General features: G+C 62.1%; 26 protein-coding genes and 1 pseudogene. 16 read left to right on the top strand and 11 right to left on the bottom strand.

The window, feature by feature from the left end; all coding sequences use genetic code 11:
- Positions 1-34: 34 nt before the first annotated feature.
- From Q6A47_RS05025 to Q6A47_RS04990, 8 genes are all read left to right on the top strand, one after another.
- Positions 35-1060 (top strand): NAD-dependent epimerase/dehydratase family protein, encoded by a 1026-nt coding sequence (locus Q6A47_RS05025; protein WP_039579236.1) that lies wholly within the window; start codon positions 35-37, stop codon positions 1058-1060.
- A gap of 82 nt (positions 1061-1142) precedes the next feature.
- Entirely contained in the window at positions 1143-2237 is a 1095-nt protein-coding gene (rfbB, locus tag Q6A47_RS05020; protein WP_304483514.1) for a dTDP-glucose 4,6-dehydratase, read from the top strand.
- Positions 2234-3100 carry a glucose-1-phosphate thymidylyltransferase RfbA gene (gene rfbA, locus Q6A47_RS05015; protein ID WP_029613730.1) on the top strand — a complete coding sequence of 289 codons (867 nt, stop codon included), beginning with the start codon at positions 2234-2236 and terminating at the stop codon, positions 3098-3100. The genes rfbB and rfbA overlap by 4 nt, the downstream gene beginning before the upstream one ends.
- A gap of 78 nt (positions 3101-3178) precedes the next feature.
- A complete protein-coding gene (locus tag Q6A47_RS05010; RefSeq protein WP_116888716.1) occupies positions 3179-4309 on the top strand; it encodes a glycosyltransferase family 4 protein in 1131 nt (376 codons plus the stop codon).
- On the top strand, positions 4309-5271 hold the full coding sequence (locus tag Q6A47_RS05005) for a UDP-glucose 4-epimerase family protein (RefSeq protein ID WP_304483333.1): 963 nt from the start codon (positions 4309-4311) through the stop codon (positions 5269-5271). The genes Q6A47_RS05010 and Q6A47_RS05005 overlap by 1 nt, the downstream gene beginning before the upstream one ends.
- Positions 5272-5276: 5 nt before the next feature.
- Positions 5277-6287, top strand: coding sequence for an MraY family glycosyltransferase (locus tag Q6A47_RS05000; protein WP_304483331.1), 1011 nt, complete (start codon positions 5277-5279; stop codon positions 6285-6287).
- 87 nt (positions 6288-6374) lie between these two features.
- Positions 6375-8369 carry a polysaccharide biosynthesis protein gene (locus Q6A47_RS04995; RefSeq protein WP_029613733.1) on the top strand — a complete coding sequence of 665 codons (1995 nt, stop codon included), beginning with the start codon at positions 6375-6377 and terminating at the stop codon, positions 8367-8369.
- A gap of 211 nt (positions 8370-8580) precedes the next feature.
- Positions 8581-8904 (top strand): ComEA family DNA-binding protein, encoded by a 324-nt coding sequence (locus Q6A47_RS04990; RefSeq protein ID WP_039579228.1) that lies wholly within the window; start codon positions 8581-8583, stop codon positions 8902-8904.
- 48 nt (positions 8905-8952) lie between these two features.
- Here Q6A47_RS04990 and Q6A47_RS04985 read toward each other — a convergent pair whose 3' ends face one another.
- Positions 8953-9120 carry a DUF2897 family protein gene (locus Q6A47_RS04985; RefSeq protein WP_080754748.1) on the bottom strand — a complete coding sequence of 56 codons (168 nt, stop codon included), beginning with the start codon at positions 9118-9120 and terminating at the stop codon, positions 8953-8955.
- 178 nt (positions 9121-9298) lie between these two features.
- Between Q6A47_RS04985 and pyrF the strand changes: the two genes are divergently transcribed.
- The gene (gene pyrF / locus Q6A47_RS04980; protein ID WP_304483329.1) at positions 9299-10000 is read left to right on the top strand and encodes an orotidine-5'-phosphate decarboxylase; all 702 of its coding nucleotides are present in this window, start codon (positions 9299-9301) and stop codon (positions 9998-10000) included.
- Positions 10001-10042: 42 nt separating this feature from the next.
- On the opposite strand, the gene Q6A47_RS04975 is transcribed toward pyrF, so the two are convergent.
- Positions 10043-11044, bottom strand: a complete 1002-nt coding sequence (locus Q6A47_RS04975; protein ID WP_295482632.1) for an NADP-dependent oxidoreductase — start codon at positions 11042-11044, stop codon at positions 10043-10045.
- 229 nt (positions 11045-11273) lie between these two features.
- Here Q6A47_RS04975 and Q6A47_RS04970 point away from each other — a divergent pair, with 229 nt between their 5' ends.
- Positions 11274-12035, top strand: a complete 762-nt coding sequence (locus tag Q6A47_RS04970; protein ID WP_304483327.1) for an SDR family oxidoreductase — start codon at positions 11274-11276, stop codon at positions 12033-12035.
- Here the strand turns inward: Q6A47_RS04970 and Q6A47_RS04965 are convergent.
- Positions 11986-13158, bottom strand: a complete 1173-nt coding sequence (locus Q6A47_RS04965; RefSeq protein ID WP_304483326.1) for an MFS transporter — start codon at positions 13156-13158, stop codon at positions 11986-11988. The genes Q6A47_RS04970 and Q6A47_RS04965 overlap by 50 nt on opposite strands.
- A gap of 147 nt (positions 13159-13305) precedes the next feature.
- On the opposite strand from Q6A47_RS04965, the gene Q6A47_RS04960 reads away from it, so the two are divergent.
- The 3 genes and pseudogenes from Q6A47_RS04960 to Q6A47_RS22920 all read left to right on the top strand — a co-directional run bounded on the left by Q6A47_RS04960 (position 13306) and on the right by Q6A47_RS22920 (position 16762).
- Entirely contained in the window at positions 13306-14703 is a 1398-nt protein-coding gene (locus tag Q6A47_RS04960) for an aminotransferase-like domain-containing protein (protein ID WP_304483325.1), read from the top strand.
- A gap of 115 nt (positions 14704-14818) precedes the next feature.
- Positions 14819-15898, top strand: a pseudogene (locus Q6A47_RS22925) (HAMP domain-containing protein); the annotation flags it as partial.
- Positions 15887-16762: a methyl-accepting chemotaxis protein gene (locus Q6A47_RS22920; protein ID WP_369811417.1), complete on the top strand. Its 876-nt coding sequence runs from the start codon at positions 15887-15889 to the stop codon at positions 16760-16762. The pseudogene Q6A47_RS22925 and the gene Q6A47_RS22920, both read left to right, overlap by 12 nt.
- A 67-nt stretch (positions 16763-16829) precedes the next feature.
- On the opposite strand, the gene Q6A47_RS04950 is transcribed toward Q6A47_RS22920, so the two are convergent.
- Positions 16830-18023: a benzoate/H(+) symporter BenE family transporter gene (locus Q6A47_RS04950; protein WP_029613740.1), complete on the bottom strand. Its 1194-nt coding sequence runs from the start codon at positions 18021-18023 to the stop codon at positions 16830-16832.
- A 142-nt stretch (positions 18024-18165) separates the two neighbouring features.
- Here Q6A47_RS04950 and Q6A47_RS04945 point away from each other — a divergent pair, with 142 nt between their 5' ends.
- Positions 18166-18768 (top strand): glutathione S-transferase family protein, encoded by a 603-nt coding sequence (locus Q6A47_RS04945; protein WP_304483322.1) that lies wholly within the window; start codon positions 18166-18168, stop codon positions 18766-18768.
- Position 18769: 1 nt separating this feature from the next.
- Here the strand turns inward: Q6A47_RS04945 and Q6A47_RS04940 are convergent, their stop codons facing one another.
- The 5 genes from Q6A47_RS04940 to Q6A47_RS04920 form a co-directional block, all read right to left on the bottom strand.
- Entirely contained in the window at positions 18770-19141 is a 372-nt protein-coding gene (locus Q6A47_RS04940) for a glutaredoxin family protein (RefSeq protein WP_304483320.1), read from the bottom strand.
- A 77-nt stretch (positions 19142-19218) separates the two neighbouring features.
- Complete coding sequence (gene folE / locus Q6A47_RS04935; protein WP_039579200.1) at positions 19219-19764, bottom strand: GTP cyclohydrolase I FolE; 546 nt, start codon at positions 19762-19764, stop codon at positions 19219-19221.
- Between the two features lie 67 nt (positions 19765-19831).
- A complete protein-coding gene (locus tag Q6A47_RS04930) occupies positions 19832-20392 on the bottom strand; it encodes a Smr/MutS family protein (RefSeq protein ID WP_304483319.1) in 561 nt (186 codons plus the stop codon).
- A gap of 88 nt (positions 20393-20480) precedes the next feature.
- Positions 20481-20801 (bottom strand): hypothetical protein, encoded by a 321-nt coding sequence (locus Q6A47_RS04925; protein ID WP_304483318.1) that lies wholly within the window; start codon positions 20799-20801, stop codon positions 20481-20483.
- Positions 20802-20880: 79 nt separating this feature from the next.
- On the bottom strand, positions 20881-21471 hold the full coding sequence (locus tag Q6A47_RS04920) for a cysteine hydrolase family protein (RefSeq protein WP_295482611.1): 591 nt from the start codon (positions 21469-21471) through the stop codon (positions 20881-20883).
- 177 nt (positions 21472-21648) lie between these two features.
- On the opposite strand from Q6A47_RS04920, the gene prmB reads away from it, so the two are divergent.
- Positions 21649-22557, top strand: coding sequence for a 50S ribosomal protein L3 N(5)-glutamine methyltransferase (gene prmB, locus Q6A47_RS04915; protein WP_039579190.1), 909 nt, complete (start codon positions 21649-21651; stop codon positions 22555-22557).
- A 37-nt stretch (positions 22558-22594) separates the two neighbouring features.
- Here prmB and Q6A47_RS04910 read toward each other — a convergent pair whose 3' ends face one another.
- Together Q6A47_RS04910 and Q6A47_RS04905 are read right to left on the bottom strand one after the other, a co-directional pair.
- Positions 22595-23377, bottom strand: a complete 783-nt coding sequence (locus Q6A47_RS04910; RefSeq protein ID WP_039579187.1) for a hypothetical protein — start codon at positions 23375-23377, stop codon at positions 22595-22597.
- A 111-nt stretch (positions 23378-23488) separates the two neighbouring features.
- The gene (locus tag Q6A47_RS04905; RefSeq protein WP_304483316.1) at positions 23489-24445 is read right to left on the bottom strand and encodes an alpha/beta hydrolase; all 957 of its coding nucleotides are present in this window, start codon (positions 24443-24445) and stop codon (positions 23489-23491) included.
- A gap of 135 nt (positions 24446-24580) precedes the next feature.
- Here Q6A47_RS04905 and aroC point away from each other — a divergent pair, with 135 nt between their 5' ends.
- Positions 24581-25672: a chorismate synthase gene (gene aroC / locus Q6A47_RS04900; protein WP_029613746.1), complete on the top strand. Its 1092-nt coding sequence runs from the start codon at positions 24581-24583 to the stop codon at positions 25670-25672.
- Positions 25673-25727 lie beyond the last annotated feature (55 nt).

The following is a 25727-nucleotide window of genomic DNA, read 5'->3' as shown; positions in this document are numbered from 1 at the left end:
GACCTCCCCGATCCCCTCGAAGTGGTGACGCTATATGACTGCATACGAACAACTCATCGAATCCTTGCCGAAAACGCCGCGGACCTGGCTGGTCACGGGCGTGGCGGGCTTCATCGGCTCCAACCTGCTGGAAACGCTGCTCAAACTCGGCCAGCGCGTTGTCGGCCTCGACAACTTTGCCACCGGCCATCAGCGCAATCTGGACGAAGTGCAAGGTTCGGTGAGCGCCGAGCAATGGGCTGCCTTCAGATTCATCGAAGGTGACATTCGCAAGCTCGAGGATTGCGCCAAGGCCTGTGTGGGCGTCGATCATGTGCTTCACCAGGCGGCCTTGGGTTCGGTGCCGCGTTCGATCAACGATCCGATCACCACCAACGGCACCAACATCGATGGTTTCCTGAACATGTTGGTGGCCGCGCGAGACGAAGGCGTCAAGAGCTTCGTGTATGCCGCGAGCAGTTCCACCTATGGTGACCATCCTGGGTTGCCCAAGGTCGAGGACGTGATCGGCAAGCCGCTGTCCCCTTACGCCGTGACCAAGCTGGTCAACGAAATCTATGCCGACGTATTCGCCCGGACCTATGGTTTCAAGACCGTCGGCTTGCGTTATTTCAACGTCTTCGGCAAGCGCCAGGATCCCAACGGCGCCTATGCGGCCGTCATTCCCAAGTGGGCGGCGGCGATGATCGAGGGCGAGCCGGTCTATATCAACGGCGACGGTGAAACCAGCCGGGATTTCTGCTTCATCGAAAACACCGTGCAGGCCAACCTGCTGGCGGCTACCACCGATCGGGAAGAGGCCACGAATCAGGTCTATAACGTTGCCGTCAGTGGACGCACGAGCCTGAACCAGTTGTTCGCGGCGCTGCGTGATGCGCTGGCAGCCAACGACATTCAGTATCCCCACGATCCGGTCTATCGCGACTTCCGGGCGGGGGATGTCCGGCATTCGCAGGCCGATATCGGCAAGGCTCGGACGCTGTTGGGCTACGACCCAGGTTTCGACATTGCGGACGGTATCGCCAAAGCCATGCCTTGGTATGTTCGTTTTCTAAAATGATGGATGGCCAACGAGCAGGGTTGGGCGTGCTCAGTTCAGCACTCCACCGCCTCGTGGGTTTGAAGAAGGATGATGCGTGAAAATGAAAATTCTGGTGACCGGCGGCGCAGGCTTTATCGGATCTGCGGTGGTACGCCATGTGATCGAACACACCGAGGACAGCGTCGTCAACCTCGACAAGCTGACCTACGCGGGCAATCTCGAGTCCCTCGACGCGATTTCGGGTAATGACCGCTATCGCTTCGAGCAGGTCGACATTTGTGACCGTGCGGCTGTGGATCAGGTGCTGGCCCGGCATCAGCCGGATGTCATCATGCACCTGGCGGCCGAATCCCACGTGGACCGCTCGATCGATGGCCCTTCTGATTTCATCCAGACCAACATCGTCGGTACCTACACGCTTCTCGAGGCGGCGCGTGCCTACTGGTCGGGGTTGAGCGCCGAGGGCAAAGCGCGTTTCAAGTTCCACCACATCTCCACTGACGAAGTCTACGGTGACCTGGAAGGCCCGACCGATCTGTTCACCGAACAGACGCCGTACGCGCCTAGCTCGCCGTACTCTGCCAGCAAGGCCAGCTCCGACCACCTGGTCCGGGCCTGGCATCGCACCTACGGCTTGCCGGTCGTGGTGACCAACTGCTCCAACAATTACGGCCCGTTCCATTTCCCCGAGAAACTCATCCCGCTGATGATCCTCAATGCCCTGGAGGGCAAGGCGCTTCCGGTGTATGGCAGCGGCGCCCAGGTGCGTGACTGGTTGTACGTGGATGATCATGCGCGCGCGTTGTATACCGTCGTCACTCAGGGTGGCATAGGGCAGACCTACAACATCGGTGGACACAACGAGCGCCGCAACCTGGATGTGGTGCACGCCATCTGCAGCCTGCTCGACGAACTGCGACCGGTCGACAAGAACCCTGCCGTGTCGGGCATCACTCGCTATGCCGACTTGATCAAACACGTCGCCGACCGCCCAGGCCACGACCTGCGCTACGCCATCGATGCGTCCAAGATCGAAGCGGATCTGGGCTGGAAGCCCCAGGAAACCTTCGAATCCGGTATTCGCAAGACGGTCTCCTGGTATCTGGACAATCTGCAGTGGTGCCAGCGGGTTCAGGACGGCAGCTATCAACGTGAGCGCCTGGGCGCACAAGTTTCTGAAGGAACATCGGTATGAAGGGAATTGTGTTGGCGGGCGGATCGGGCACTCGGCTCTATCCGATCACCAAGGGTGTGTCCAAGCAGTTGCTGCCCATTTACGACAAGCCGATGATCTACTATCCGCTGTCGGTACTCATGCTGGCCGGCATCCGGGATATTCTGCTCATCAGTACCCCTGATGACATTGGCGGTTACCGTCGGCTGCTGGGTGACGGTAGCGACCTGGGTATCAACCTGACCTATGCTGAGCAGCCTTCGCCGGACGGGTTGGCACAAGCGTTCATCATTGGCGAGTCGTTCATCGGTTCCGATTCGGTGTGCTTGATCCTGGGTGACAACATCTTTTATGGCCAGGGCTTCACGCCGGTTCTGCAGAGAGCGACCGGTCGGACCTCAGGGGCTACCGTTTTCGGTTACAAGGTCAAGGATCCCGAGCGCTTCGGTGTCGTGGAGTTCAACAGCGACAAACGGGCTGTTTCGATCGAAGAGAAGCCAGCGCATCCCAAGTCAAACTATGCGGTGACCGGCCTGTATTTCTATGACAACGATGTCGTCGAAATGGCAAAGCAGGTAAAGCCCTCTGCACGCGGCGAGCTGGAGATCACCAGCATCAACCAGGCTTACCTGGAGCGTGGGGACTTGCATGTGGAGTTGCTGGGGCGCGGGTTTGCCTGGCTGGACACCGGTACCCACGAAAGTCTGCTCGAAGCTGGACATTTCGTCGAAACCATTGAAAAGCGCCAGGGCAACAAGATCGCCTGTCTTGAAGAAATTGCGTATCACAATGGTTGGCTCAGCGCGGACGATGTTCGGCGGATCGGTGTGTCGCTCAGCAAGAACAGCTATGGGCAGTATCTCCTTTCGCTGGTCGACCACTGAAAAGCGGTTGCGCCTTGCCCGTGGTCAATAAAGGTCGCGGGCGCAAAGGACCACGTGTTGATGGATAAACAATAAATTATGAAGCCGATTTTATTAATGATCGTGAATGACGCGGCTTTCTTTCTGTCGCATCGCCTTCCGATCGCCGAAGGGGCCAGAAACGAAGGCTACGACGTTCACGTGGCCACTCAAGCCGGCCCGTCCGTGGCCAAGATCCAGTCGCTCGGCTTCACATTCCACGAACTGAAGATCACCCGTAGCGGCAAGAATCCGCTCGGGGAGTTGCTCAGCCTGGTCAATATCGTGAAATTGTGCTGGAGCGTGCGCCCTGATGTGCTTCATCTGGTCACGATCAAGCCGGTGCTGTATGGCGGTATTGCAGCGCGTCTGTCTCCGGTCAAGGGCGTGCTGGCGGCTATCTCGGGACTGGGTTTCATCTTCATGAAACAGGGTAGAAAGGCGGCTTTGATCAGGGGTGTGGTGTCGACACTGTATCGACTGGCGCTCGGCAAGCGTAACGTGCGCGTGGTGTTCCAGAACCCCGATGACCAACAGGCACTCATCGATCTGGGCGCAGTCACGGCGCAAAAGAGCGTCCTGATCAAAGGGTCGGGCGTGGACCTCGACCTGTACCAATGCGATGAGGAGCCGGCAGGGCCTGTGGTGGTGACCCTGGCCGCAAGGCTGCTCAAGGACAAAGGTGTCCTGGAGTTCGTCGACGCGGCGCAAATCCTGCGTGGACGTGGTGTCGAGGCCGTATTCCAACTGGTGGGTGATCCAGATCCTGGCAACCCGACCAGTATCGATCCGGCCCAGTTGCAGACGTGGGCTGCGGGCGACTTGATCCAGTGCCTGGGGTATCGATCCGATATCGCCAACGTGTTCAGGGCGTCGAATATCGTCGTGCTGCCCTCGTATCGAGAAGGTTTGCCAAAAGTTTTGATCGAAGCCGCTGCCTGTGGCAGAGCGGTGGTGACCACCAACGTCCCAGGTTGCCGTGACGCCATCGTGGCCGATGTCACGGGCTTGCTGGTGCCTGTACGTGATTCCCAGTCGTTGGCCGATGCGATTCAACGTCTGGTCGAGGACGCAGCGCTGCGTCGGTCGATGGGCTTGGCGGGCCGAGCGTTCGCGGAGCAGACCTTCGCCATCCAGCAGGTCGTTGGCAAGCATATGGAAATCTACAGCACATTGAGGAGTCAGGCCTGATGCAACGACAAGTGCTGGTGACAGGCGCTACGGGGTTCGTGGGTTCCCGTGTGGTTTCGACCCAGGCGCGTGATCCTGGTTTACGCGTGCTGGCGGGTGTTCGCAAGACACCCCCCGCGCTGGCCCAGGGGGTGCACGCATTCATGATGCCATCGCTTGAAGAAAGCGATTTCCAGGCATCGCTGCAGGGTATCGATTATGTGGTTCATTGCGCCGCACGTGTGCATGTCATGAACGATCAGTCGACCGACCCGCTCAGCGACTATCGCAAGATCAATGTCGAAGGGACGCTGGCGCTTGCGCGACGAGCCGCTCAAGACGGAGTCAAGCGATTCGTCTTCCTCAGCTCCATCAAGGTCAATGGCGAAACGACCAATCATAGAGCGCCCTACACCGCGGACGAAGTGCCAACGCCAGTGGATCCCTATGGTATTTCCAAACTCGAAGCTGAGCGGGCCTTGCTGGCGCTCGCACAGTCCACGGGCATGGAAGTGGTCATCGTCCGCCCTGTGCTGGTGTACGGCCCGCATGTGAAAGCCAACTTCCAATCCATGATGAAGTGGCTGAAAGCCGGGATCCCGTTGCCTCTCGGGGCGATCAAGAACAAGCGCAGCATGGTCGCCCTGGACAATCTGGTGGATTTGATTCGTGTGTGCCTCATCCATCCCGCAGCGGCCGGGCAGGTGTTTTTGGCCAGCGATGACCAAGACCTTTCGACCACTGAGTTACTGAAGAAAACCAGTACTGCACTGGGCGTCAGTGCCAAGCTGTTGCCCGTGCCTGCCGGTTTGATCAAGACCGCAGCGTCTCTGGTGCGTCGTCCCGGTATCGCAGCTCGACTGTGCGACTCGCTTCAGGTCGACATCATCAAGACCAAACGCTTGCTCGAATGGACGCCTCCTCTGAGCGTCGACCAGGCGTTGAAACTTACAGCCCACGCATATCTTGAATCGGAACGCTAGCCTCAATGATTCTTTGGACGTTGTTTCCTGCAGTACTGCTGGTTGCCCTGGTGATGACCGGCGGGTTGCGCCGTTACGCACTGGCTCGCAGCATCATCGATATTCCCAATGAGCGGAGTTCCCACAGCGTGCCCACGCCGCGTGGCGGGGGCGTGGCGATCGTCGTCGCGTTCCTCTTGTCACTGCCTGTGTTCGCCAGCCAGTCGTTGCTGCCGGGCAACTTGATCTGGGCGCTAGTGGGTACTGGTTCAATGATTGCGCTGCTGGGTTTCCTGGACGATCACGGCCACGTCGCCGCTCGCTGGCGGCTGCTGGGGCACTTCCTGGGCAGCGCCTGGGCGCTGTTCTGCCTGGGCGGAATTCCGCCTCTGCATGCCTTCGGTCTGGACATCGATCTCGGTGGGTTCGGCTATGTACTGGCGCTGTTCTACTTTGTCTGGTTGCTCAACCTGTACAACTTCATGGACGGCATCGATGGTTTGGCCAGCGTCGAGGCGATCTGTGTGTGCCTGGGGGGCGTTGTTCTCTATGTGATCAGCCATCATTTCGAGCAGTCCTATGCGGCGTTGGCATTGGCCTGTGCGGTGGCAGGTTTCCTGTTCTGGAACTTCCCGCCGGCGCGCATCTTCATGGGCGATGCCGGTAGCGGGTTCCTGGGTGTAGCATTGGCCATTCTGTCGCTCCAGGCCGCCTGGGTGGACTCGGCACTCTTCGCAGGCTGGTTGATCTTGCTCGGGGTCTTCGTCGTCGATGCCACCGTAACGCTGATTTGCCGCCTGCTGCGGGGCGAAAAAGTCTACGAAGCGCACCGCAGCCATGCCTACCAACACGCCTCCCGGCAGTTGGGCAGCCACAAGCCTGTCACGATGGCGGTACTCTTGATCAACGTGCTCTGGCTCTTTCCGTTGGCGTGCATGGCCGTCTCGGGCTGGCTCGATGGCGGGGTGGCACTGGTCATTGCCTACCTGCCCCTGGTACTGCTGGCCATCAAGTTCAGATCGGGTATGCCGGGTTAACATTCAAGCGCAGGCCTTCCATCAGGGGGCTGCAGCAAAGGCCGCAGCCGTCTCGGAAATGCCCGAGCAGAGGAATTAGAGATGCATATGGATAGACTGAGAAAGCGGATGGTTTCACTGCCGCGTAAACATAAGCGCGCGATACAGGTCACCGCGGACTTGGTTGTAGTGTGGTTGGCACTGTGGTTGGCTTTCGTCGTTCGCATGGGGTTGGATGAGCTGGTCAATCCTGTGGTAACGCATTGGTGGCTATTTGTCGCTGCCTCCATCGTCACCATCCCGATCTTCATCCGGTTCGGGATGTACCGTGCGGTGATGCGTTATTTCGGTAACGATGCCCTGATCACCATCTTCAAGGCAGTGAGCCTGTCTTCGCTGTTGTTGGCATTGGTCGTGTATTGGTATGGAAACCACACCGTGGTGGTTCCACGGTCGATCATTTTCAACTATTGGTGGTTGAGCTTGCTGATGATCGGTGGCGGGCGCTTGCTGATGCGTCAGTATTTCCTCGGCGACTGGTATGCCGCTCGGCAACATGTACCCTTTGCCCGTCGTGATAATGGCTTGCCCAAAGTCGCGATCTATGGCGCCGGCGCTGCTGGCAACCAGCTCCTTGCAGCGCTGCGCATGGGGCGTACGATGCAGCCGGTGGCATTCATCGATGACGACGAGTCCTTGACCGATCGGACGATTTCCGGCTTGCAGGTGTTCAAAGGCTCTGATATCGAGCGCATGCTCAACGTCACCTCCGCCGAAGAGGTGTTGCTGGCGATTCCCTCGGCCAGTCGCTCCCGACGCCGAGAAGTGCTCAGCGCATTGGAACAGTACCCTGTGCACGTACGCAGTGTCCCAAGCGTCGTGGACTTGGCGCGTGGCGCGGTTAAAGTGGATGACATCCAGGAAGTCGATATCGCCGACCTGTTGGGGCGTGACGCAGTGCCTGCGCAACCCGATCTGCTCGCTCGTTGCATCAGCGGGAAGGTAGTGATGGTGACCGGCGCGGGTGGCTCGATCGGCTCTGAGTTGTGCCGGCAGATCCTGATGCTCGAACCCAAGTGCCTGCTGTTGTTCGAGCACAGCGAATTCAATCTCTACAGCATTCACAGTGAACTCGAACAACGCATCACTCGCCAGGCGCTGCCGGTACGCCTGGTGCCGTTCCTCGGATCGATACGTCACTACAAGCACCTGTTCGATACCATGAGTACGTGGAAAGTCGATACGGTGTATCACGCGGCGGCCTACAAACATGTGCCCATGGTCGAGCACAACATCTCCGAAGGCGTCGCCAACAATGTGATGGGGACCCTTAACACCGCCCAGGCTGCGCTGCAGGCCAATGTGGAAAACTTCGTCCTCATTTCCACTGACAAGGCTGTTCGTCCAACCAACGTCATGGGTAGCACCAAGCGTTTGGCCGAAATGATCTTGCAGGCGCTGAGCAAAGAAGTCGCACCGGTGTTCTACGGTGATGGTGCGAATGTCGCCAGGGTCAATAAAACACGTTTCACGATGGTGCGTTTCGGCAATGTGCTCGGCTCTTCTGGCTCGGTCATTCCGCTGTTCCATCACCAAATCAAGACGGGTGGCCCGCTGACGGTCACGCACCCTAAGATCACCCGTTACTTCATGACCATTCCCGAGGCGGCTCAGTTGGTGATTCAGGCCGGCTCCATGGGGCAGGGCGGCGATGTGTTCGTGCTGGATATGGGCGAACCGGTCAAGATTGCCGCGCTGGCTGAAAAGATGGTTCATCTTTCCGGGCTGACTGTCCGCTCCGAAAGCAATCCTCATGGCGACATTGCCATTGAGTTCACCGGTCTGCGGCCGGGTGAAAAGTTGTATGAGGAGTTATTGATCGGCGATAACGTTTCACCCACGTCTCATCCGATGATCATGACGGCCAGCGAAGACTTTCTGCAGTGGGGGCAACTTAAAGAGCAATTGAATCAGCTCCTCCAGGCATTGGCGGTCGATGACTTTGCTCGGGTCCGTCAGTCGCTGCGGGAGATGGTGAGTGGCTATTCGCCAGAAGGCGACATTGTTGACTGGGTTTATCAGCAGCGTCGGCAAGACATGTAGGTAAATGTACGGCTGACAGTGATCTAGCTGTCAGTTGTTTCTAGATCACGTTTGAGAAAATCGTTCGGACGAATGAACGTGATCAATTCTGTTACGGTTTAATCATTCGCCGCACCTGGGCGAATGCGCTGAGACTGGCTACGTTAAAAAGGGCAGCCAAGGAATTAGCTGCCCTTAAATGCGAAATGTACCAACGCACAGGAGTGCACTCATGCGCAATAAACTGATCAGAAGTCTTCTACTGCCACTTTTCCTGAGCCTGTCTGTCTCGGTCAGCGCTGCCCCTAGCGCCTCTACACCTGTATCGCCTTCCACGAGCGAAGTGTCGACCTCCGCAGTTACCCTGAACCTCAATACGGCGGACTCCGCAACCTTGCAAAAGGAGCTCTCCGGCATTGGCAAAGCCAAGGCGGAGGCCATCGTGGCCTATCGCGAGGCACACGGCGCATTCCAGACCGTGGACGAGTTGCTGGAAGTCAAAGGTATCGGAAGTACGCTCATCGAACGTAATCGGGGCAAGATGACCGTTCAGTAACAGGCCCATCAGGTCGGGGCCTGTGCCCCGACCTTCACTGTCGCTCAGTCACCGATCCCGCGCATCCTTGGCATCTGCCTCGGCATTGCGTTCATGTACTTTCTTCAACTGCTCGTCCGTCAGCGGCAATTTCTTCGCTGTATCGCGCAGCATCATCAGCCCACCTACGATGGAGCCGATGGCTACGATGAGTATCAGCCAGGCATACCAGGGCATTGTCGTTCTCCTGTGATCGTGAAAATGCTGCTTGTCATGGTATCGGACCTAGGGCTGCGATCATGCGTTCCTCTACGGCCAGCCTTGTTCATGCCAACTGTATCGTTGCGTATCCCCAATCGACTCGCCACTTCGTTTACAATGCGCGCCGTTCACGACTTGCCACAGAGATCCGACCATGTCCGCCTGCCAGACGCCCCTGATCGTCGCCCTCGATTTCCCGACCCGTGAGGCCGCCCTGAAGCTGGCTGACCAGCTCGATCCTGCACTGTGCCGAGTCAAGGTGGGTAAGGAGCTGTTCACCAGCAGCGCATCCGGTATCGTCGAGACCATTTGTGCCAAGGGCTTCGAGGTGTTCCTCGACCTGAAATTCCACGATATCCCCAACACCACGGCCATGGCGGTCAAAGCGGCTGCCGAGATGGGTGTATGGATGGTCAACGTGCACTGCTCTGGCGGCCTGCGCATGATGTCTGCATGCCGTGAAGAATTGGCCAAGCGCAGCGGTCCGCAGCCACTGCTGATCGGGGTGACCGTGCTGACCAGCATGGAGCGCGAGGACCTGGCCGGTATCGGCCTGGATGTCGATCCACAGGAGCAGGTGCTGCGCCTCGCTGCGCTGGCGCAAAAGGCAGGAATGGACGGCCTGGTGTGCTCGGCCTTGGAAGCTCCGGCGCTCAAGGCAGCCCATCCGTCGCTGCAACTGGTGACTCCGGGCATTCGCCCGGCAGGCAGTGCACAGGACGATCAGCGTCGCATTCTCACGCCGCGCCAGGCACTTGAAGCGGGCTCCGACTACCTGGTTATCGGTCGCCCGATCAGCCAGGCCGCGGATCCGGCGCAGGCGCTGGCTGCCGTGGTGGCCGAGATCCGTGCCTGATTGAAGCCAATCGGGGCCGCATTACGGCGGCCCCCTGCACGGTCAAACCTTCAACACCAGCTTGCCGAAGTTTTCCCCGTTGAACAGCTTCAGCAGTGTTTCGGGGAAGGTTTCCAACCCGTCCACCACGTCTTCCTTGCTCTTGACCTTGCCGCTGGCCAGCCAGCCCGCCATTTCCTGTGCGGCCTTACCGTACTCCTTGACGTGGTCCATCACCACGAAGCCTTCCATGCGTGCGCGATTGACCAGTAGCGACAGGTAATTGGCCGGTCCTTTTACCGCTTCCTTGTTGTTGTACTGGCTGATGGCCCCGCAGATGACCACGCGCGCCTTGAAATTAAGACGGCTGAGTACCGCGTCGAGGATATCGCCGCCGACGTTGTCGAAGTACACATCAACGCCCTTGGGGCACTCGCGCTTGAGGCCCGCCAGCACGTCCTCGGCCTTGTAGTCGATGACGCCGTCGAAGCCCAGTTCGTCCTTGAGGTACTGGCACTTCTGGGCACCACCGGCGATACCTACCACGTGACAACCTTTGATCTTGGCGATCTGTCCGGCGATGCTGCCCACAGCGCCTGCCGCACCGGAAATGACCACGGTATCGCCGGCCTTGGGTTGTCCTACTTCGAGCAGGGCGAAGTAGGCGGTCATGCCAGTCATGCCCAGGGCCGACAGATAGCGGGGCAGGGGGGCCAGGTTCGGGTCGATCTTGTGCATGCCCTGCGGGGTGCCAGTGAAATAGTCCTGTATGCCAAGCGCACCACTGACATGGTCACCAGGCTTGTAGTCCGGATGGTTGGACGCGACGACCTCACCTACACCCAAAGCACGCATCACGTCGCCCAGCCCGACCGGCGGAATATAGGATTTGCCTTCGTTCATCCAGCCGCGCATGGCCGGGTCCAGCGAAAGGTAGAGGTTGCGCACCTGGATCTGGCCGTCCGCCGGTTCGCTCGCCGGAACCTGTTGATAGTCGAAGTCTTCCCGCCGGACGGCGCCGGTCGGTCGCTTGGCCAGCAGGAAGCGGCGGTTGGTCTGGGTCATGGAACGTCTCCGGGTAGATGGCAAAGTCTGTTGATAAACCGTCGAGTCTTACTGTTCAAGCCTGACCTGAATGGCGAATGCTCGTCGATCCAGCAGAGTGATTGAGTGCCATGCATAAAATCACCACCGACGATGGTACTGCAACGGCAGACCTGATGATGCTGCCCTGTGCCCGGTTGTGCTGAGTAGACTCACCCGCCATGAGCCTTCATGAAAAACGGAGTGTGCGATGAGCATGACATTTTCTGGCCAAGTCGCTTTGGTTACCGGTGGTGCGGCGGGCATAGGGCGGGCGACGGCACTGGCGTTCGCTGCGCAGGGGCTGAAGTTGGTGGTGGCCGACGTGGATGCGGTCGGTGGCGAAGCGACGCTGGGGTTGATCCGTGAAAGCGGCGGCGATGGTCTGTTCGTCGCCTGCGATGTCACCCACGACAGCGATGTGCGCCAGCTCCACGAGCGCATCGTCGCGGCGTACGGTCGACTGGACTACGCCTACAACAATGCCGGAATCGAAATCGAGAAGGGCCGCCTCGCCGAAGGCAGCGAAGCCGAGTTCGACGCGATCATGGCGGTCAACGTCAAGGGCGTGTGGCTGTGCATGAAGTACCAGTTGCCGCTGATGATGGCCCAAGGCGGCGGCGCTATCGTCAATACCGCGTCGGTCGCAGGCCTTTGCGCGGCGCCCAAGATGAGCATTTATGCAGCGTCAAAGCATGCCGTGATCGGCCTGACCAAGTCGGCGGCCATCGAATACGCGAAAAAGGGTATTCGGGTCAATGCGGTGTGTCCGGCGGTGATCGATACCGATATGTTCCGCCGTGCTTACGAGGCCGACCCGCGCAAGGCAGAGTTCGCCGCAGCGATGCACCCGGTCGGGCGCATCGGCAAGGTCGAGGAGATCGCCAGCGCGGTGCTGTACCTGTGCAGCGATGGCGCGAAGTTCACCACTGGCCATAGCCTGACCGTGGATGGCGGCGCCACCGCCATCTGAGCCTTGGCCCGGCGCCGATCAGTGCAAGGGCCACCAGCGCGCATCCCAACACCAGGGCGGCACCGAACAGTTGCAGAGCGATGTGGGCACCCAGTCGATCGCTGAGCAACCCGGTGAAGACGACCGGCAGGCTGAATCCCAGATACGCGAGAAGAAAGAACCCGGCGCTGGCGCGCGGCTTCTCCGTGCCACCCAGGGCATTGACCGCCGCCAGACCGCCCAGGTAGATAAAGCCGTAGCAGGCGCTGCTGGCGGCCACTGCCCCGATCAACACGGCCATCAGTCTGCCGCTATCGGCCCCCCAGGCCAACAACAGGAAGCTGGGCGGCAGAATGACCAGCCCCAGCAGAGTCGCCGGCCTGCTGTTCAAGCGTCGGGCCAGCGGCTGGAACAGCACGCCGCAACTGATCACGCAGAAGGTAGAGAACCCTGACCATTGATCCAGACCGTGTTGTCGCAGCACGCCCGGCACCAGCGCGATGACCAGCCCGGTGCAGGCCCAGGCCAGCAGAATGGCCAGCCCATAGGGCAAGCTGCCGGCTGGATAGCAGGGCAGGCGCAGCATCGGCGTGCGATGTGCATTGCGCTGATCGGGCAGGCGCCAGACCAGGAACAACGCAGTGGCTGCCAGCGCCAGGTGTAGAGGGAAACTGAGTGGCGTCAGGCTTGGACCACACAGTAGGAACAGGCTGGTCAAAGCCGCCCCCAGGCCGAAGCCCAGCGACGTGCTGGCAGTGACCCAATTCGCCGCCCGTGTGGTGTCGCCATCGCCTTGCAGTTCGCCCATGTAGGCCGTGGCGAGGGTGGTCGAAAGCGCCGTGCCCACGCCCATCAGCAGCCGCGCCAGGGCCAGCGTCTGTAGTCCAGGCGCGAACATGACGAGCGTGGTGGCGATCATCGACAAGATCAGTGCGACCCTGATCAGCAGTCGGCGGCCCACCCGGTCGGCCAGCCCGCCAAACGCCAGGAGTACGGGCAGTACCCCCAGCACGTAGCTGGAGAAGGCCATGGCGGTGGCGGCGGCACCGTATCCCGAGAGGGTGGCATAGGTGGTGTAGAGCGGGGCTTGCAGGTTCACCGCCAGGGTGATCAGGCAAAGGGCAAAAGCCAGGCGTGCGGGCATGGGAGGTCCGTCTGGAAGTGGTGGATCAGGTGGTAAATACGGGGGAGCCCCGTGCAATCAGCTTCGGTTCATGGCCTTGCACAGGCAAGGCACGCCTCACGGGGATTTGTGATTAACTGTTCGCTAAAAATCGTCGAACACTTTGCCATGCACCTGACTCTGGATCGTCTCGCCGCTACACCCTTGGCCCAGCAACTCACTGAACAACTGCAAGCCTGGATCGAGCAGCAGCGCCTGCGTCCTGGCACGCGCCTACCCTCCATTCGCAGCCTGGCCCGCACCCTGGCGATCAGCCATGGCTGTGTGATCGATGCCTATGATCGACTGGTCGCCAGTGGTTGGCTCGAAGCGCGCCATGGGGCCGGGTTTTTCGTCGCCGAGCGGATGTCGACCTACGTTCGAGACGATGCGCTGGCCTGGGGCGATGCCATCGATGGCAGTTGGCGGCAGTTCAGTGACGCCCATCCAGCACTGCTCAAGCTCGGTTGCGGCTGGTTGCCCGACGCCTGGCAGGCGCAGGAGGCGCTGGCCCAGGCGATACGTCAGGTGAGTCGCGGCGACCCGCAAGACTTGCTCCGCTACTGCCCGCCATTGGGAATGGCCGGGCTGCGGCAGCAGTTGCTCAAGCGTCTGGCGCAGTTGCAGATTCCCAGCGAGCCGGAGGGCGTGCTCACCACACAGGGCGCCAGCCACGGGCTGGACCTGCTGGTGCGCACGCTGCTCGTGCCAGGAGATGCTGTGATCGTCGAAAGTCCCGGCTACTACAACTTGTTCAGCCTGTTGCGCCAGCACCAGGTGCGCATGCTGCCCTTGCCCCGCACCGCGACCGGGCCCGATCTGCAGGCGCTCGAGCAGCTTCTGGCTGAGCACCGGCCGCGCTGCCTGTTCATCAACAGCCTGTACCAGAATCCCACGGGTACCAGCCTCAGCCCCAAGACGGCCTATCGCGTGCTGGAACTGGCACGCGAGCATCATCTGCGGATCATCGAGGACGATATCTACGCCGACTTCCAGGATGGCCCCGCCACTCGCCTGGCGACGCTGGACAGCGAGCGGCAGGTGATCTACTTGTCGAGCTTCTCCAAAACATTGAGCAGTGCGCTGCGCGTGGGCTTTATCAGTGCAGATCCCGAACTCATTGCGCGCCTGGCGCAATTGAAGATGGTGACCGGCATTGGCACTTCCAGGTTCGTCGAGCAGGTGGTCGGACACCTGCTCGGCAATGGCAGCTATCGCAAGCATGTGCAGCGGGTGCGTGGGCGTCTGGCCGAGCACATGGCGAAGGCGTTGGGACAACTGGAAACCCATGGCTGGGAGGTACTCTGCGAACCCTACGGCGGCCTGTTCGTCTGGGCGCGCATGCCGGGTCGGGATTTCGCCTGGCTCGACCGCCTGGCCCTGGAGCATTCGGTGCTGCTCACGCCCGGCAGCGCCTTCGACCCCGTGGGCGGGCAAAGCGAGTGGCTGCGCATCAACGTCGCCTACGCACAGGACAGACGCGCCCAAGCGTTTCTCGCCGCTGCTGGACGACCCGCAGTTAGCTGAAAACGACAGGTTCATAGCTATTTGACACCATTCTGACCGCAGGGCCTTGTGACCCGAGCCATGCGGTTGTCACTCTTGTGCCTTCGGCAACACCTAAGGGCGAGGGGGAGTGGCGATGACGTCGACCAAGCGCGGTAGTCTGGCCAACCTGGGCATGGCCCGCAAACTCGGCCTGGGCTTCGCTCTGGTACTGCTGCTGACGTTGGCCGTGGCGGCCATCGGCATCCAGGCCTTGAGCAAGGTCGGCCAGCGTTTCGACGCATTGCACCAGATGGGCGAGGTCAAGGCCGACCTGCTTAGCCTGCGCCAGCACGAACAGGCCTTCGCCTTACGCTCGGACATCAAGCAAGCCGAAGCACTGCGCGCCGGCCTGCAGGCATTGATCGAACGCATCCGGGGCATTCCCCTATTGGCGGCGGGCGAAGCCGACCTGCATGCCTACGGCCAGGCATTCGATGCGTTCGTCGAGGCGGTGCAGGGCAAGGAGCTGGCGCTGGACACCGCTGCGTGGTCGGTCTCCAGTGTGGCCGGTAACCTCGATGTGCTGCAGTCGGGCTTGGCCGACGATGGCGCCGATGCCCTCAAGCAATCCCAAGGCCAGCAGGGCAGCGAGATGCTCGAACAATCCACCCAGGTGGCGCAGGTCTCGCGCTTGATGCTGCAGGCCATGGATGCTGCGCGGGTGCGCCTGGAGCAGGCACGCAAAGGCGATGAGTCGATTGACCAAGGGCGCATCGCGCAGACCGTCGAGGCCGCGAATCTGGTCGATGAACTCAAGACATCGGTTGCCGACACCAGTTACCAGAGCCTGCTCGGTGAGGTGGCCGGCCACATCGCCTCGTTCTCCGAAAAGCTCGATGAGTACACGGCCGAACTGGGCAAGGAGCAGGACATCAAGGCGCAGTTGCAGGCCAGCGCCGCACAGGTCACGGCACGCATCGACCAGGCGTATGATGCGCAGCAGGCGGCGATGCGCCAGGAGCTGACTCACAATACGCTGGCCATCGCGCTGGCCACGGCATTGGCCTTGCTGGTCGGGATCGTCGCCGCCTGGCTGATCACCCGCGCCGTGGTAGCGCCGCTCAAACGTGTGATCGCCAGTGCGCAGCGCATTGCCGCAGGGGACCTGTTGGTCGATGCGCAGGTCGCCGGGCGCGACGAGGTGGGCCAGTTGACCCTGGCCATGCAGCAGATGGCCGCTGGGCTGTCGGGCATCGTCAGTGGTTTGCAGCAGGGCATCGAACAATTGGCTGGTAATGCTCAGGCATTGTCGGCGGTGACCGAGCAGACCAATCGCGAGGTCGGCAGTCAGAAAGAGGAAACCGAGCAGGTCGCCACCGCCATGCAGCAGATGACGGCTACGGTGCACGATGTGGCGCGCAACGCCGAGGAAGCGGCCCAGGCGGCCCAGCAGGCCGATGACAAGGTCGAGTCCGGTCAGCAGGTGGTGCGCCAGAGCATGCAGCGTATCGAGCAACTGGCGCAGGCGGCGGAAACCGCCAGTGCCGGCATCGACAGCCTGAGTGCCGAGATTCACACCATTGGCGATGTGCTGGAAGTGATCAAGAGCGTGGCCGAGCAAACCAACCTGCTGGCGCTCAATGCGGCTATCGAAGCGGCGCGTGCTGGTGAGCAGGGTCGCGGTTTCGCGGTGGTCGCCGACGAAGTGCGTGCGTTGGCGCGCCGCACCCGTCAATCGACCGAGGAAATCGAGCGTTTGGTGGCGAGCCTGCGCGGCAACGCGCAGCAGTCGGTGACGCAGATCCGTGGCAGTACCGAGTTGGTGCGTCTGGCGGTGGCCGATGCGCTGCACACCGAAAGTGCCCTGGGCAGCATCGCGGCTGCCGTGTCATTGATTCAGCAGATGAACCAGCAGATCGCCGCAGCGGCCGAGCAACAGAGCTCGGTGGCCGAAGAGATCAGCCGCAGCGTCACGCAGATTCGCGGCAGCGCCGATCAGGCGGCGCTGGCCATGCAGGACACGGCGCGCTCGAGCGTCGAGTTGGCGCAGTTGGGCGATGAACTCAAGGGGATGGTGGGGCACTTCAGGCTGCATTGAGAGGCTGTAGTAGTCTCTTCGTGTCGCGCCCCGCGATCCCAGGGAGGGTCCATCGCCGGCGTGATGTTCATCCGGCCTTGCGCGGACTCAGAATCATCAAGGTGATCACTCCCGCCACGATGCCCCAGAACGCCGAACCGATGGAAAACAGCGTCAGCCCCGAGGCCGTCACCATGAAGGTGATCAGTGCCGCTTCGCGCTCGCGGGCCTCGCTCATGGCCACGCTCAGGCCGTTCATGATCGATCCGAACAGCGCCAGGGCCGCGATCGACAGAACCAGTTCCTTGGGCAGCGCGGCGAACAATGCCGCCAGTGTGGCGCCGAAGACCCCGGCGATACCGTAGAAAATCCCGCACCAGACGGCAGCGGTGTAGCGCTTGGCCGGATCCTCGTGGGCGTGTGGGCCGGTGCAGATTGCGGCGCTGATCGCTGCCAGGTTGACGCCGTGGGCGCCGAAGGGGGCCAGCACCAGCGAGGCCAGGCCGGTGGCCGAGATCAGCGGCGAGGCGGGCACCTGGTAGCCGTCGGCGCGCAGCACGGCCACGCCGGGCATGTTTTGCGAAGTCATCGCCACCACGAACAGCGGGATGGCGATGCTGATGGTCGCCGCCAGCGAAAAACTCGGTGTGGTCCACACCGGCCGTGCCACTTGCAAGTCGAAGTGACTGAAGTCCAGCAAGCCCAAGGCGCCGGACAATGCGCTGCCGACCAGCAGGGCGGCGAGCACGCAATAGCGCGGTGACAGGCGCTTGACCAACAGATAGCTGAAGAACATGCCCAGCACCAGCAGGGTGCGATGTTGCGCAGCGACGAAGATTTCGCTGCCGATCTTGAACAGGATGCCGGCCAGCAGGGCCGAGGCCAGCGACGCGGGAATGCGGCGAACCAGGCGCTCGAAGCTGCCGGTCATTCCGCAGATCACCACCAGCGCGGCGCAGGTGACGTAGGCACCGATGGCCTCGGCGTAATTGACCCCACCCAGGCTGGTAATCAGCAGCGCCGCGCCCGGTGTCGACCAGGCCACGGTGATCGGCGTGCGATAGCGCAGCGACAGGCCGATGCTGCACACCGCCATGCCGATCGACAGCGCCCAGATCCAGGAGGAGATCTGCGCATTGCTCAGACCGGCGGCCTGGCCGGCCTGGAACATCAGCACCAGCGAACTGGTGTAGCCGGTGAGCATGGCGATGAAGCCGGCCACCACGGCCGACGGCGAGCTGTCGGCCAGTGGACGCAGGGGCGTGGAAGTGGCGTCGGTCACGGTGCATTCCTTGTGCAATGGGGCATTTCGCGCAGCCTAACGCGCAGCGACCTGCCGCGCGCCATACAGCGACCATTGCATTTAGCCGTACAGTCCTCAACTATGGAGCGCTGACTTGCAGCTGCGCAGGAGGGGAGGGGCGATGTACAAGGTGTATGGGGACTATCAGTCAGGCAACTGCTACAAGGTCAAGTTGATGCTCAGTCTGCTGGAACGGCCGTGTGAGTGGCACCCGGTGGACATTCTCAAGGGCGAAACCGAAACACCGGAATTTCTCGCGCGCAATCCCAACGGCAAGGTTCCCGTGCTGGAGCTCGAAGACGGTACCTGCCTGTGGGAATCCAACGCCATTCTCAATTTTCTCGCCGATGGCAGCGAGTTTCTGCCCACCGAGCCGCGTTTGCGTACCCAGGTGCTGCAATGGCAGTTTTTCGAGCAGTACAGCCATGAGCCCTACATCGCGGTAGCGCGCTTCATCCAGTTCTACCTGGGGCTGCCGCAGGAGCGCCTGGAGGAATACCGCAAGCTGCACAAGGGCGGCTACAAGGCGCTGAGGGTCATGGAACGGCAGTTGCACATGACGCCGTACCTGGTGGGCGAGCAATACTCGATCGCCGATGTCGCGCTCTATGCCTATACCCATGTGGCCCACCAGGGCGGCTTCGATCTGGCCGAGTATCCCGCCGTGCGCGCCTGGCTGGAGCGGGTCGCCAGTCATCCCCGGCACGTGCCGATGGTGGGCTGACTCAGATCGAGCCGAAGCGCTTGTCCAAGTAGGCGATGATGTCGTTGGACTCGTACATCCAGGTGGTCTTGCCGTCTTCCTCGATACGCAGGCACGGCACTTTCACCCGCCCGCCGCCGTCTTGCAGTGCTTGACGGTGCTGCGGGTCGTTCTTCGCATCGCGCAGTGCCACCGGCACGTTGAGCCGGTGCAGGGCGCGGCGGGTCTTGACGCAGAACGGGCAGGCATGGAACTGGTACAGCGCCAGGCCTTTGGCCTGTTGCTCGACGTGGGCCTGGGCGGCGGCGTCACGCTTGCGCTTGGCCGGGCGGCTGATCCAGTCGCCGAACACGATGAGCTGGCCGAGGCCGACCCGCAGGGATTTGACGATCATGGGCTACTCCTGAGCTTGGGGGCACGAAGGCCAAATAAAAAGCCGACCCCGAGGGGCCGGCTTAAGGTCGACGCCGATCACTTGATCAGGCTGAGGAACTCACTGCGGGTGGCGGCATTGGCACGGAATTCGCCAAGCATCACCGAGGTGATCATGCTGGAATTCTGCTTTTCCACACCGCGCATCATCATGCACATGTGCTTGGCCTCGATGACCACGGCCACACCGGCTGCGCCAGTGACCTGCGAGATGGCCTCGGCGATCTGACGGCTGAGGTTCTCCTGGATCTGCAGGCGACGCGCGTACATGTCGACGATCCGTGCCACCTTGGACAGTCCCAGCACCTTGCCCTTGGGCAGATAGGCCACATGGGCCTTGCCGATGAACGGCAGCATGTGGTGCTCGCACATCGAATACAGCTCGATATCGCGGACCAGCACCATTTCGCTGTTGTCGGAAGTGAACAACGCGCCGTTGGTGACTTCTTCCAAGGTTTGCTCATAACCGCGGCAAAGGTACTTCATGGCCTTCGCGGCCCGCTTGGGCGTGTCGAGCAGGCCCTCGCGGGAGACGTCCTCGCCAATCTGGCTGAGGATCTCGGTGTAGTTCTGTTCCAGGGACATGGATCTACCTGTGGGAAAAAACGCAAAAACGAAGGGTACGGCGGCGCACGCGGCGCTGCAAGCGCGATTACTCGTCGCGGCCTTCGAGCATGGTCCGCTTGAGCATCACGTAGAGCGCACCCGTGCCACCATGGCGGGCCTGGCACGACGCGAATCCAAGCACCTGCGGGTGCTGGCGCAACCAGGTGTTGACGTGGCTCTTGATCATCGGCCGCTTGCCATCCAGGCGGGCCGCCTTGCCGTGGGTGACCCGCACACAGCGTACTTCCAGGCGGGTGGCTTCGGCGATGAAGGCCCACAGCGTCTCGCGGGCGCGCTCGACGGTCATGCCATGCAGGTCGAGGCTGCCTTCGAAGGTGATCTGGCCAAGCTTGAGCTTGCGGATCTGGCTTTCCTGAACGCCGTCACGGCGCCACATGAGCTCGTCTTCAGCACCCACGTCGATGACGAACTGGTCCGACAGACCGTCGACCACCAGCGCTTGGCCGGTGCGCACGCTGGCGGCCTGACGCAGGCCGGCCAGTTGCGTGCGGTCAGCCTTGGGCTTGCCCACTTCGGCACGGTCATGAGCGATGGGCTTGACGCCGCGCACTTCGCTGCGGAAGAGGGAAAAGTCGTCGTCTTGCATGGGAGCCTCCACGTGGGCGGCGTAGTCTACGCGATCGGCGCTGGGTCGTCAGCAGACGCGCCAGCGCACGCCTCGGCGTGTGGGGGCTTCAGTCGTGTTTCTTCATCAGGTGCGGCGACAGGTTGAGATCGCGACTGCGGCGCAGGCGAATGCGGCTCAGGCGCCAGAAGCGCACACCCAGGTAGAGCAGTAGCAGGCCGAGCGCGACGAGAATCGCCGCGAGGCTGTGATTGGCGTTCAACTCGGCCAGGGCTTCGTAGTTGCCCAGCAGGCCCGCAATGCCCGCCATGGCCAGAAGAATGCCCACTGTGGCCAGCAGCGCCGACAGTGCTGCCGCCAGGCGCACGCCCCAGTTGCCCGCTTGGCGTGGGCGCAGGCGTCTGGCATCGAAACTGCCTTTGAGCTTCATTCCGTATTCCTCTCTCGGTATCGGAATTCGACCTGCGCCGACCCGTGCGGTTCCGCCCGGCGGCCGGGCGCTGGGGCGATCAGATCAGGCTGTCGGTGGGCGCTACGCAGGCGAAGTTGTCGGCCATGACCGCCATCTCGCTGCGATGAATCTGCGCGGCCGGGATGACCGTGTCCTTGAACGCCAGGTCGCGGGTGGCGGAGGCGTCTTCGACCAGCGTGCAGCGGTAGCCGTAGTCCTTGGCGCGGCGCACGGTGGTGCTGACGCTGGAGTGGCTCATGAAGCCGCAGACGATCAGGTCCAGGTGGCCGAGGCGCTGCAAGGTTTCGTGCAGGCTGGTGTTCTTGAAGGCATTGGGCATGCGCTTTTCGATGACCACTTCGTCACCCTGTGGCTCCAGGCCCGGGATGAACTCCCCGGCAGGGCCCTGTGGGTCGAAGCGTCCGCCCACCGTACCGAGGTGGCGGACATGGATGATCGGGCGGCCGGCCTTGCGGGCCGCGTCGAGCAACCGGGCAATGTTCGCCACGGCCTCGTCCATGCCCGAGAGTGCCAGCGGACCGCTGAGGTACTCCTTCTGCGCGTCGATGACGATCAGGCTGGCTTGGCTCAACCGGGCCGGCGGGTAGTCGCGACCGGTGAGGCGGAACATCGTGGTTGGAACGGACATCGAGGGCTCCTCGGGAAGGGCTTACATCGCGCTATTGTCACTTGCCCAGGCGCCAATGTGAATGGTTGACAACGCAGATGGCGCCGTTACTGGCCTGTGGCTACCTGAGCGGCGGGCGATGGAACATTTCAGCTAGTGGACTGGTAGACTTTTGCACAGTCTGAAAAGGAGTACTTTGTGATCACTTCTCGCCTGCGCACCCTGCGCGACCATATTCGCTGGGCTGTCAGCCGTTTCCATGAGCATGAGCTGTTCTTCGGCCATGGTGCCGACAACGCCTGGGACGAGGCCCGCCTGCTGGTGCTGGGGGCCGTGCATCTGCCCTGGCAGATGGCTGACAGCTACCTGGACTGCCAGTTGGAAGATGACGAGCGCGTGCGTCTGCAGCACCTGCTCAAGCGCCGCATCGAAGAACGTGTGCCCACCGCTTACCTGCTGGGCGAAGCCTGGTTCTGCGGCATGTCGTTCATCGTCGACGAACGCGTACTGGTGCCGCGCTCACCGATTGGCGAACTGATCGAGAAGCGCTTCGAGCCCTGGCTGGCCAGTGAGCCGGCGCGCATTCTCGACCTGTGCACGGGGTCCGGCTGCATCGGCATCGTCGCGGCTGACGTCTTCCAGGACGCCGAGGTGGTACTGGCCGACCTGTCGTTCGACGCCCTGGAAGTGGCCAACCGCAATATCGAGCGTCATGGCCTGGAGCAGCGCGTCTTCACGGTGCAGGGCGATGGCTTCGCCGCCCTGCCGGGACAGCGCTTCGACTTGATCCTGTCCAATCCGCCGTATGTGGATGCCGAGGATTTCGCCGACATGCCCGCCGAATACCAGCACGAACCGGAGTTGGGCCTGGCGTGCGGCAACGATGGGCTGGACCTGGTACGGCGCATGCTCGCCGAGGCGGCCGATCACTTGACGGAAAAGGGCTTGTTGATCGTCGAAGTGGGCAACAGCCAGGTGCATGTCGAAACCCTGTACCCGGAAGTGGATTTCACCTGGCTGGACTTCGAGCGTGGTGGCCATGGCGTGTTCATGCTCACGGCGCAGCAGTGCCGCAACCATCAGGAACTGTTCGTCTCGCGGGTCTAGGACCAGGCCTGGCGGGCGTGTGGCCCGCCAGGCACATTCAGCGTGTGGCGATCCAGATCAGCAGGCCTGCCTGAAAGACTGCAAAAGCCACCAGGCAGGTAATGGTGAAGCGCAGCCCGCTGTCCTCGCGGCGATACTTGGCCACACGCTCGTCACGCTCGCGCAGTTGCACGTCTTTCTCATGCAGTTTCTGATCGGCCTGTTGCAGCAGCGTCGCAGCCTCGAGCATGTCGACGCGCTGCAGCTTGTCGTTGCTCCAGCCGCCCTTGAGCTGGCCCACGGACGTTTCCACGGTACGCGCCTTGAGCGTCTGGCCATCGGCGTATTCCACCTCGATGCCAACGCTGCGCAACACATGGTCGCGACGCAAGCGGGTGTCCTCGTTGAGGGCATCCTTGTTCGGCAATGCCATGCCTTCGACGCGATAGTGCGACCACTTGCGTTGCAGCCACTGCACGGCCTGGGTCAGCAAGTACCGGCCCAGGCCACGATTGAGCGGCTCAAGTTGCAGGCCGGCCGGATCGCCGATGCGCACCAGGTGCTGCTCATGGTCGACGCGCACGTCCAGTCGATTCTGTTCCTTGCGCACCTTCTGTGCGGGCAGCAGAATTTCCAGGCGCAACAGGCTGTTGGCCTTGTCATGCCGTTCGGCATAGCCCAGTTGGACGAAGCGCAGCGGTCGCGCGCCGGTGCTGCGGTCGGTGGGCAGCGGCGCCAGGCGCAGCAACTGGAAGTGCTCGGCGGTCAGGTCCGCCCAGGGCAGTGGGGGGCTTTCGGGCGGTTGTTGTTCGGTCGCCTCGGTGGCGGGAGTATCGGTCATCAGGCCATCCTCGATTGCGTGGGTCGGTGACAGCCAAGCGCCTGGCCCGGTTTCACCGCCTGTTGCCCTGCGTTATCGGCAGGGCGGGGCAAGACCTGAGGAGGGTGTCGATCAGGCCGACTGCAATTGCTTGATGAACGCGACGATGCGTTCGCCCAGCTCGCGGGCCAGGGGCAGGTCAGGGTTGCTGTAGCTGTCGCGCTGCGCGCTCATGGCCTTGGGACTGATGCGCAGCATGTGGTTCATGCCGTCGATCAATACCAGTTGCGCATCGGGTTTCGCCGCCTTGAGGCGTTCGGCGTCTTCGACCTCGACCTGCACGTCGTTACGCCCCTGCACGATCAGCGCCGGCACCTGCACCTGAGCGAACGCTTGGGCGGGATCCTGGCGGAACAACGAGATCAAGTAGGGTTGCACCGTCGGGCGGAACACTTCGCGCAAAGGCGCCGGCACGTCCAGGCTGGTCTGCCCGGCCTGCAGGCGATCGAGCAGGCGATTGCCGCGGGCCAGTTGCGCCGGTGACAGGCGCTGGGCGAGTTGCTCGCGCAACACGTCGGCGATGGGGCGTCCGCTGCCGGCCAGGGTGATCACGGCGCGGGCATCGGCTTGTGGCGCGGCGAGGCTGGCGATCAGCGCGCCTTCGCTATGGCCAATCAGAATCAGCGGCCCGAAGCGCGGGTCGGACTGCAGTAGATGTGCCCAGGCCACCACGTCGGCGACATAGCCCTCCACGCTCAGGTCGCGCTCGTCCGGCGCGGCAGGGCGGCTGGTCGCGACGCCGCGCTTGTCGTAGCGCACGCTGGCGATGCCTTGGCTGGCGAGCAGTTGCGCCAAGCGCTTGAGGTTGTCGATGCGTCCCGAGGCGGGGTTGTTGCCGTCGCGGTCGGTGGGACCGGATCCGGAAATGATCAAGGCCACCGGTACGGGCGTGTCCTGCTGGGGCAGCAGCAGGCTGCCATGCAGCACGCCAGTGCCGGTGTCCAGGTCGATGGGGCGTTTGATGACGGTGGCGGGGCTGGCCTGGGCCAGGCCGGTGCAGAACAGCAGGAACAGGGCGACGAAGCGCATCGGCGAATACTGCGTGGGGAGATGCTCGATTTGACCGGGGGGCCAAGCGAAGGTTCTCGGGTTTTTTGTCGCAGGGGCGCGGCTTTCCGTATACTGGCGACCTTCTCAAGTTCAGGCTGATTTCGCGGAGCGTCCATGTCCGGCAATACCTACGGCAAGCTGTTCACCGTCACCACCGCAGGCGAGAGCCATGGTCCCGCGCTGGTCGCCATCGTCGACGGCTGCCCGCCCGGTCTGGACATCACCCTGGCCGACCTGCAACGTGACCTGGATCGGCGCAAGCCCGGCACCAGCCGCCACACCACCCAGCGTCAGGAGGCCGACGAAGTCGAGATTCTTTCCGGGGTATTCGAGGGGCGCACCACCGGTTGCTCGATTGGTCTGCTGATCCGCAACACTGATCAGAAGTCCAAGGACTACTCGGCGATCAAGGATCTGTTCCGCCCGGCCCACGCCGACTACACCTATCACCACAAGTACGGTGAGCGCGACTACCGCGGCGGTGGCCGCAGCTCGGCGCGCGAAACCGCCATGCGCGTGGCGGCCGGTGCCATCGCCAAGAAATTCCTGGCGACCCAGGGTATTCGCGTGCGCGGCTACATGAGCCAGTTGGGTCCGATCGCGATTCCGTTCAAGACCTGGGACAGTGTCGAGCAGAACGCGTTCTTTTGCCCGGACCCGGACAAGGTGCCGGAACTGGAGGCCTACATGGATCAATTGCGCCGCGACCAGGACTCGGTCGGTGCCAAGATCACCGTGGTCGCCGAAGGGGTGATGCCTGGCCTTGGCGAGCCGATATTCGACCGTCTGGATGCCGAGTTGGCCCACGCCCTGATGAGCATCAATGCGGTGAAAGGCGTCGAGATCGGCGCCGGTTTCGCCAGCATTGCCCAGCGGGGCAGCGAGCACCGCGACGAGATGACGCCCGAGGGCTTCCTCAGCAACAACGCGGGCGGCATTCTTGGCGGCATTTCTTCGGGTCAGCCGATCGTGGCCCATCTGGCGCTCAAGCCGACCTCCAGCATCACCATTCCCGGACGCTCCATCGATGTCGATGGCAATGCGGTGGAGGTGGTGACCAAGGGCCGTCATGATCCCTGCGTGGGCATTCGGGCCACGCCCATCGCCGAGGCCATGATGGCGATCGCCTTGATGGATCACCTGCTGCGCCACCGCGCGCAGAACGCCGATGTGAAGGTGACCACGCCGGTACTCGGTCTGCGCTGATCCACCTGCTGCGGCTCTGTCGCACCCCGGTGTGACGGAGTCGGCGCAGGTTATT

This window comes from Pseudomonas boreofloridensis (genome assembly GCF_030580795.1).
GTDB classification, from domain to species: Bacteria; Pseudomonadota; Gammaproteobacteria; order Pseudomonadales; family Pseudomonadaceae; genus Aquipseudomonas; species Aquipseudomonas boreofloridensis.
The sequence above is the reverse complement of the archived record's forward strand: the minus strand, read 5'-3'. Positions and strand labels throughout refer to the sequence as shown.

Excerpts from the sequence above, each read along its gene's own strand:
- Q6A47_RS04985 (WP_080754748.1), bottom strand. The coding sequence starts at position 9,120 with ATGCCCTGGTATGCCTGGCTGATACTCATCGTAGCCATCGGCTCCATC.
- Q6A47_RS04965 (WP_304483326.1), bottom strand. The coding sequence starts at position 13,158 with ATGCCCGCACGCCTGGCTTTTGCCCTTTGCCTGATCACCCTGGCGGTG.
- Q6A47_RS22920 (WP_369811417.1), top strand. The coding sequence starts at position 15,887 with ATGCAGCAGATGGCCGCTGGGCTGTCGGGCATCGTCAGTGGTTTGCAG.
- Q6A47_RS04910 (WP_039579187.1), bottom strand. The coding sequence starts at position 23,377 with ATGACCGATACTCCCGCCACCGAGGCGACCGAACAACAACCGCCCGAA.
- Q6A47_RS04960 (WP_304483325.1), top strand. The coding sequence starts at position 13,306 with ATGCACCTGACTCTGGATCGTCTCGCCGCTACACCCTTGGCCCAGCAA.
- Q6A47_RS04990 (WP_039579228.1), top strand. The coding sequence starts at position 8,581 with ATGCGCAATAAACTGATCAGAAGTCTTCTACTGCCACTTTTCCTGAGC.
- Q6A47_RS04930 (WP_304483319.1), bottom strand. The coding sequence starts at position 20,392 with ATGCAAGACGACGACTTTTCCCTCTTCCGCAGCGAAGTGCGCGGCGTC.
- Q6A47_RS05010 (WP_116888716.1), top strand. The coding sequence starts at position 3,179 with ATGAAGCCGATTTTATTAATGATCGTGAATGACGCGGCTTTCTTTCTG.
- Q6A47_RS04945 (WP_304483322.1), top strand. The coding sequence starts at position 18,166 with ATGTACAAGGTGTATGGGGACTATCAGTCAGGCAACTGCTACAAGGTC.
- Q6A47_RS05000 (WP_304483331.1), top strand. The coding sequence starts at position 5,277 with ATGATTCTTTGGACGTTGTTTCCTGCAGTACTGCTGGTTGCCCTGGTG.
- pyrF (WP_304483329.1), top strand. The coding sequence starts at position 9,299 with ATGTCCGCCTGCCAGACGCCCCTGATCGTCGCCCTCGATTTCCCGACC.
- Q6A47_RS04905 (WP_304483316.1), bottom strand. The coding sequence starts at position 24,445 with ATGCGCTTCGTCGCCCTGTTCCTGCTGTTCTGCACCGGCCTGGCCCAG.
- folE (WP_039579200.1), bottom strand. The coding sequence starts at position 19,764 with ATGTCCCTGGAACAGAACTACACCGAGATCCTCAGCCAGATTGGCGAG.
- rfbA (WP_029613730.1), top strand. The coding sequence starts at position 2,234 with ATGAAGGGAATTGTGTTGGCGGGCGGATCGGGCACTCGGCTCTATCCG.
- Q6A47_RS04995 (WP_029613733.1), top strand. The coding sequence starts at position 6,375 with ATGGATAGACTGAGAAAGCGGATGGTTTCACTGCCGCGTAAACATAAG.
- aroC (WP_029613746.1), top strand. The coding sequence starts at position 24,581 with ATGTCCGGCAATACCTACGGCAAGCTGTTCACCGTCACCACCGCAGGC.
- Q6A47_RS04975 (WP_295482632.1), bottom strand. The coding sequence starts at position 11,044 with ATGACCCAGACCAACCGCCGCTTCCTGCTGGCCAAGCGACCGACCGGC.
- Q6A47_RS04940 (WP_304483320.1), bottom strand. The coding sequence starts at position 19,141 with ATGATCGTCAAATCCCTGCGGGTCGGCCTCGGCCAGCTCATCGTGTTC.
- Q6A47_RS05005 (WP_304483333.1), top strand. The coding sequence starts at position 4,309 with ATGCAACGACAAGTGCTGGTGACAGGCGCTACGGGGTTCGTGGGTTCC.
- Q6A47_RS05025 (WP_039579236.1), top strand. The coding sequence starts at position 35 with ATGACTGCATACGAACAACTCATCGAATCCTTGCCGAAAACGCCGCGG.
- Q6A47_RS04970 (WP_304483327.1), top strand. The coding sequence starts at position 11,274 with ATGAGCATGACATTTTCTGGCCAAGTCGCTTTGGTTACCGGTGGTGCG.
- rfbB (WP_304483514.1), top strand. The coding sequence starts at position 1,143 with ATGAAAATTCTGGTGACCGGCGGCGCAGGCTTTATCGGATCTGCGGTG.
- Q6A47_RS04925 (WP_304483318.1), bottom strand. The coding sequence starts at position 20,801 with ATGAAGCTCAAAGGCAGTTTCGATGCCAGACGCCTGCGCCCACGCCAA.
- Q6A47_RS04920 (WP_295482611.1), bottom strand. The coding sequence starts at position 21,471 with ATGTCCGTTCCAACCACGATGTTCCGCCTCACCGGTCGCGACTACCCG.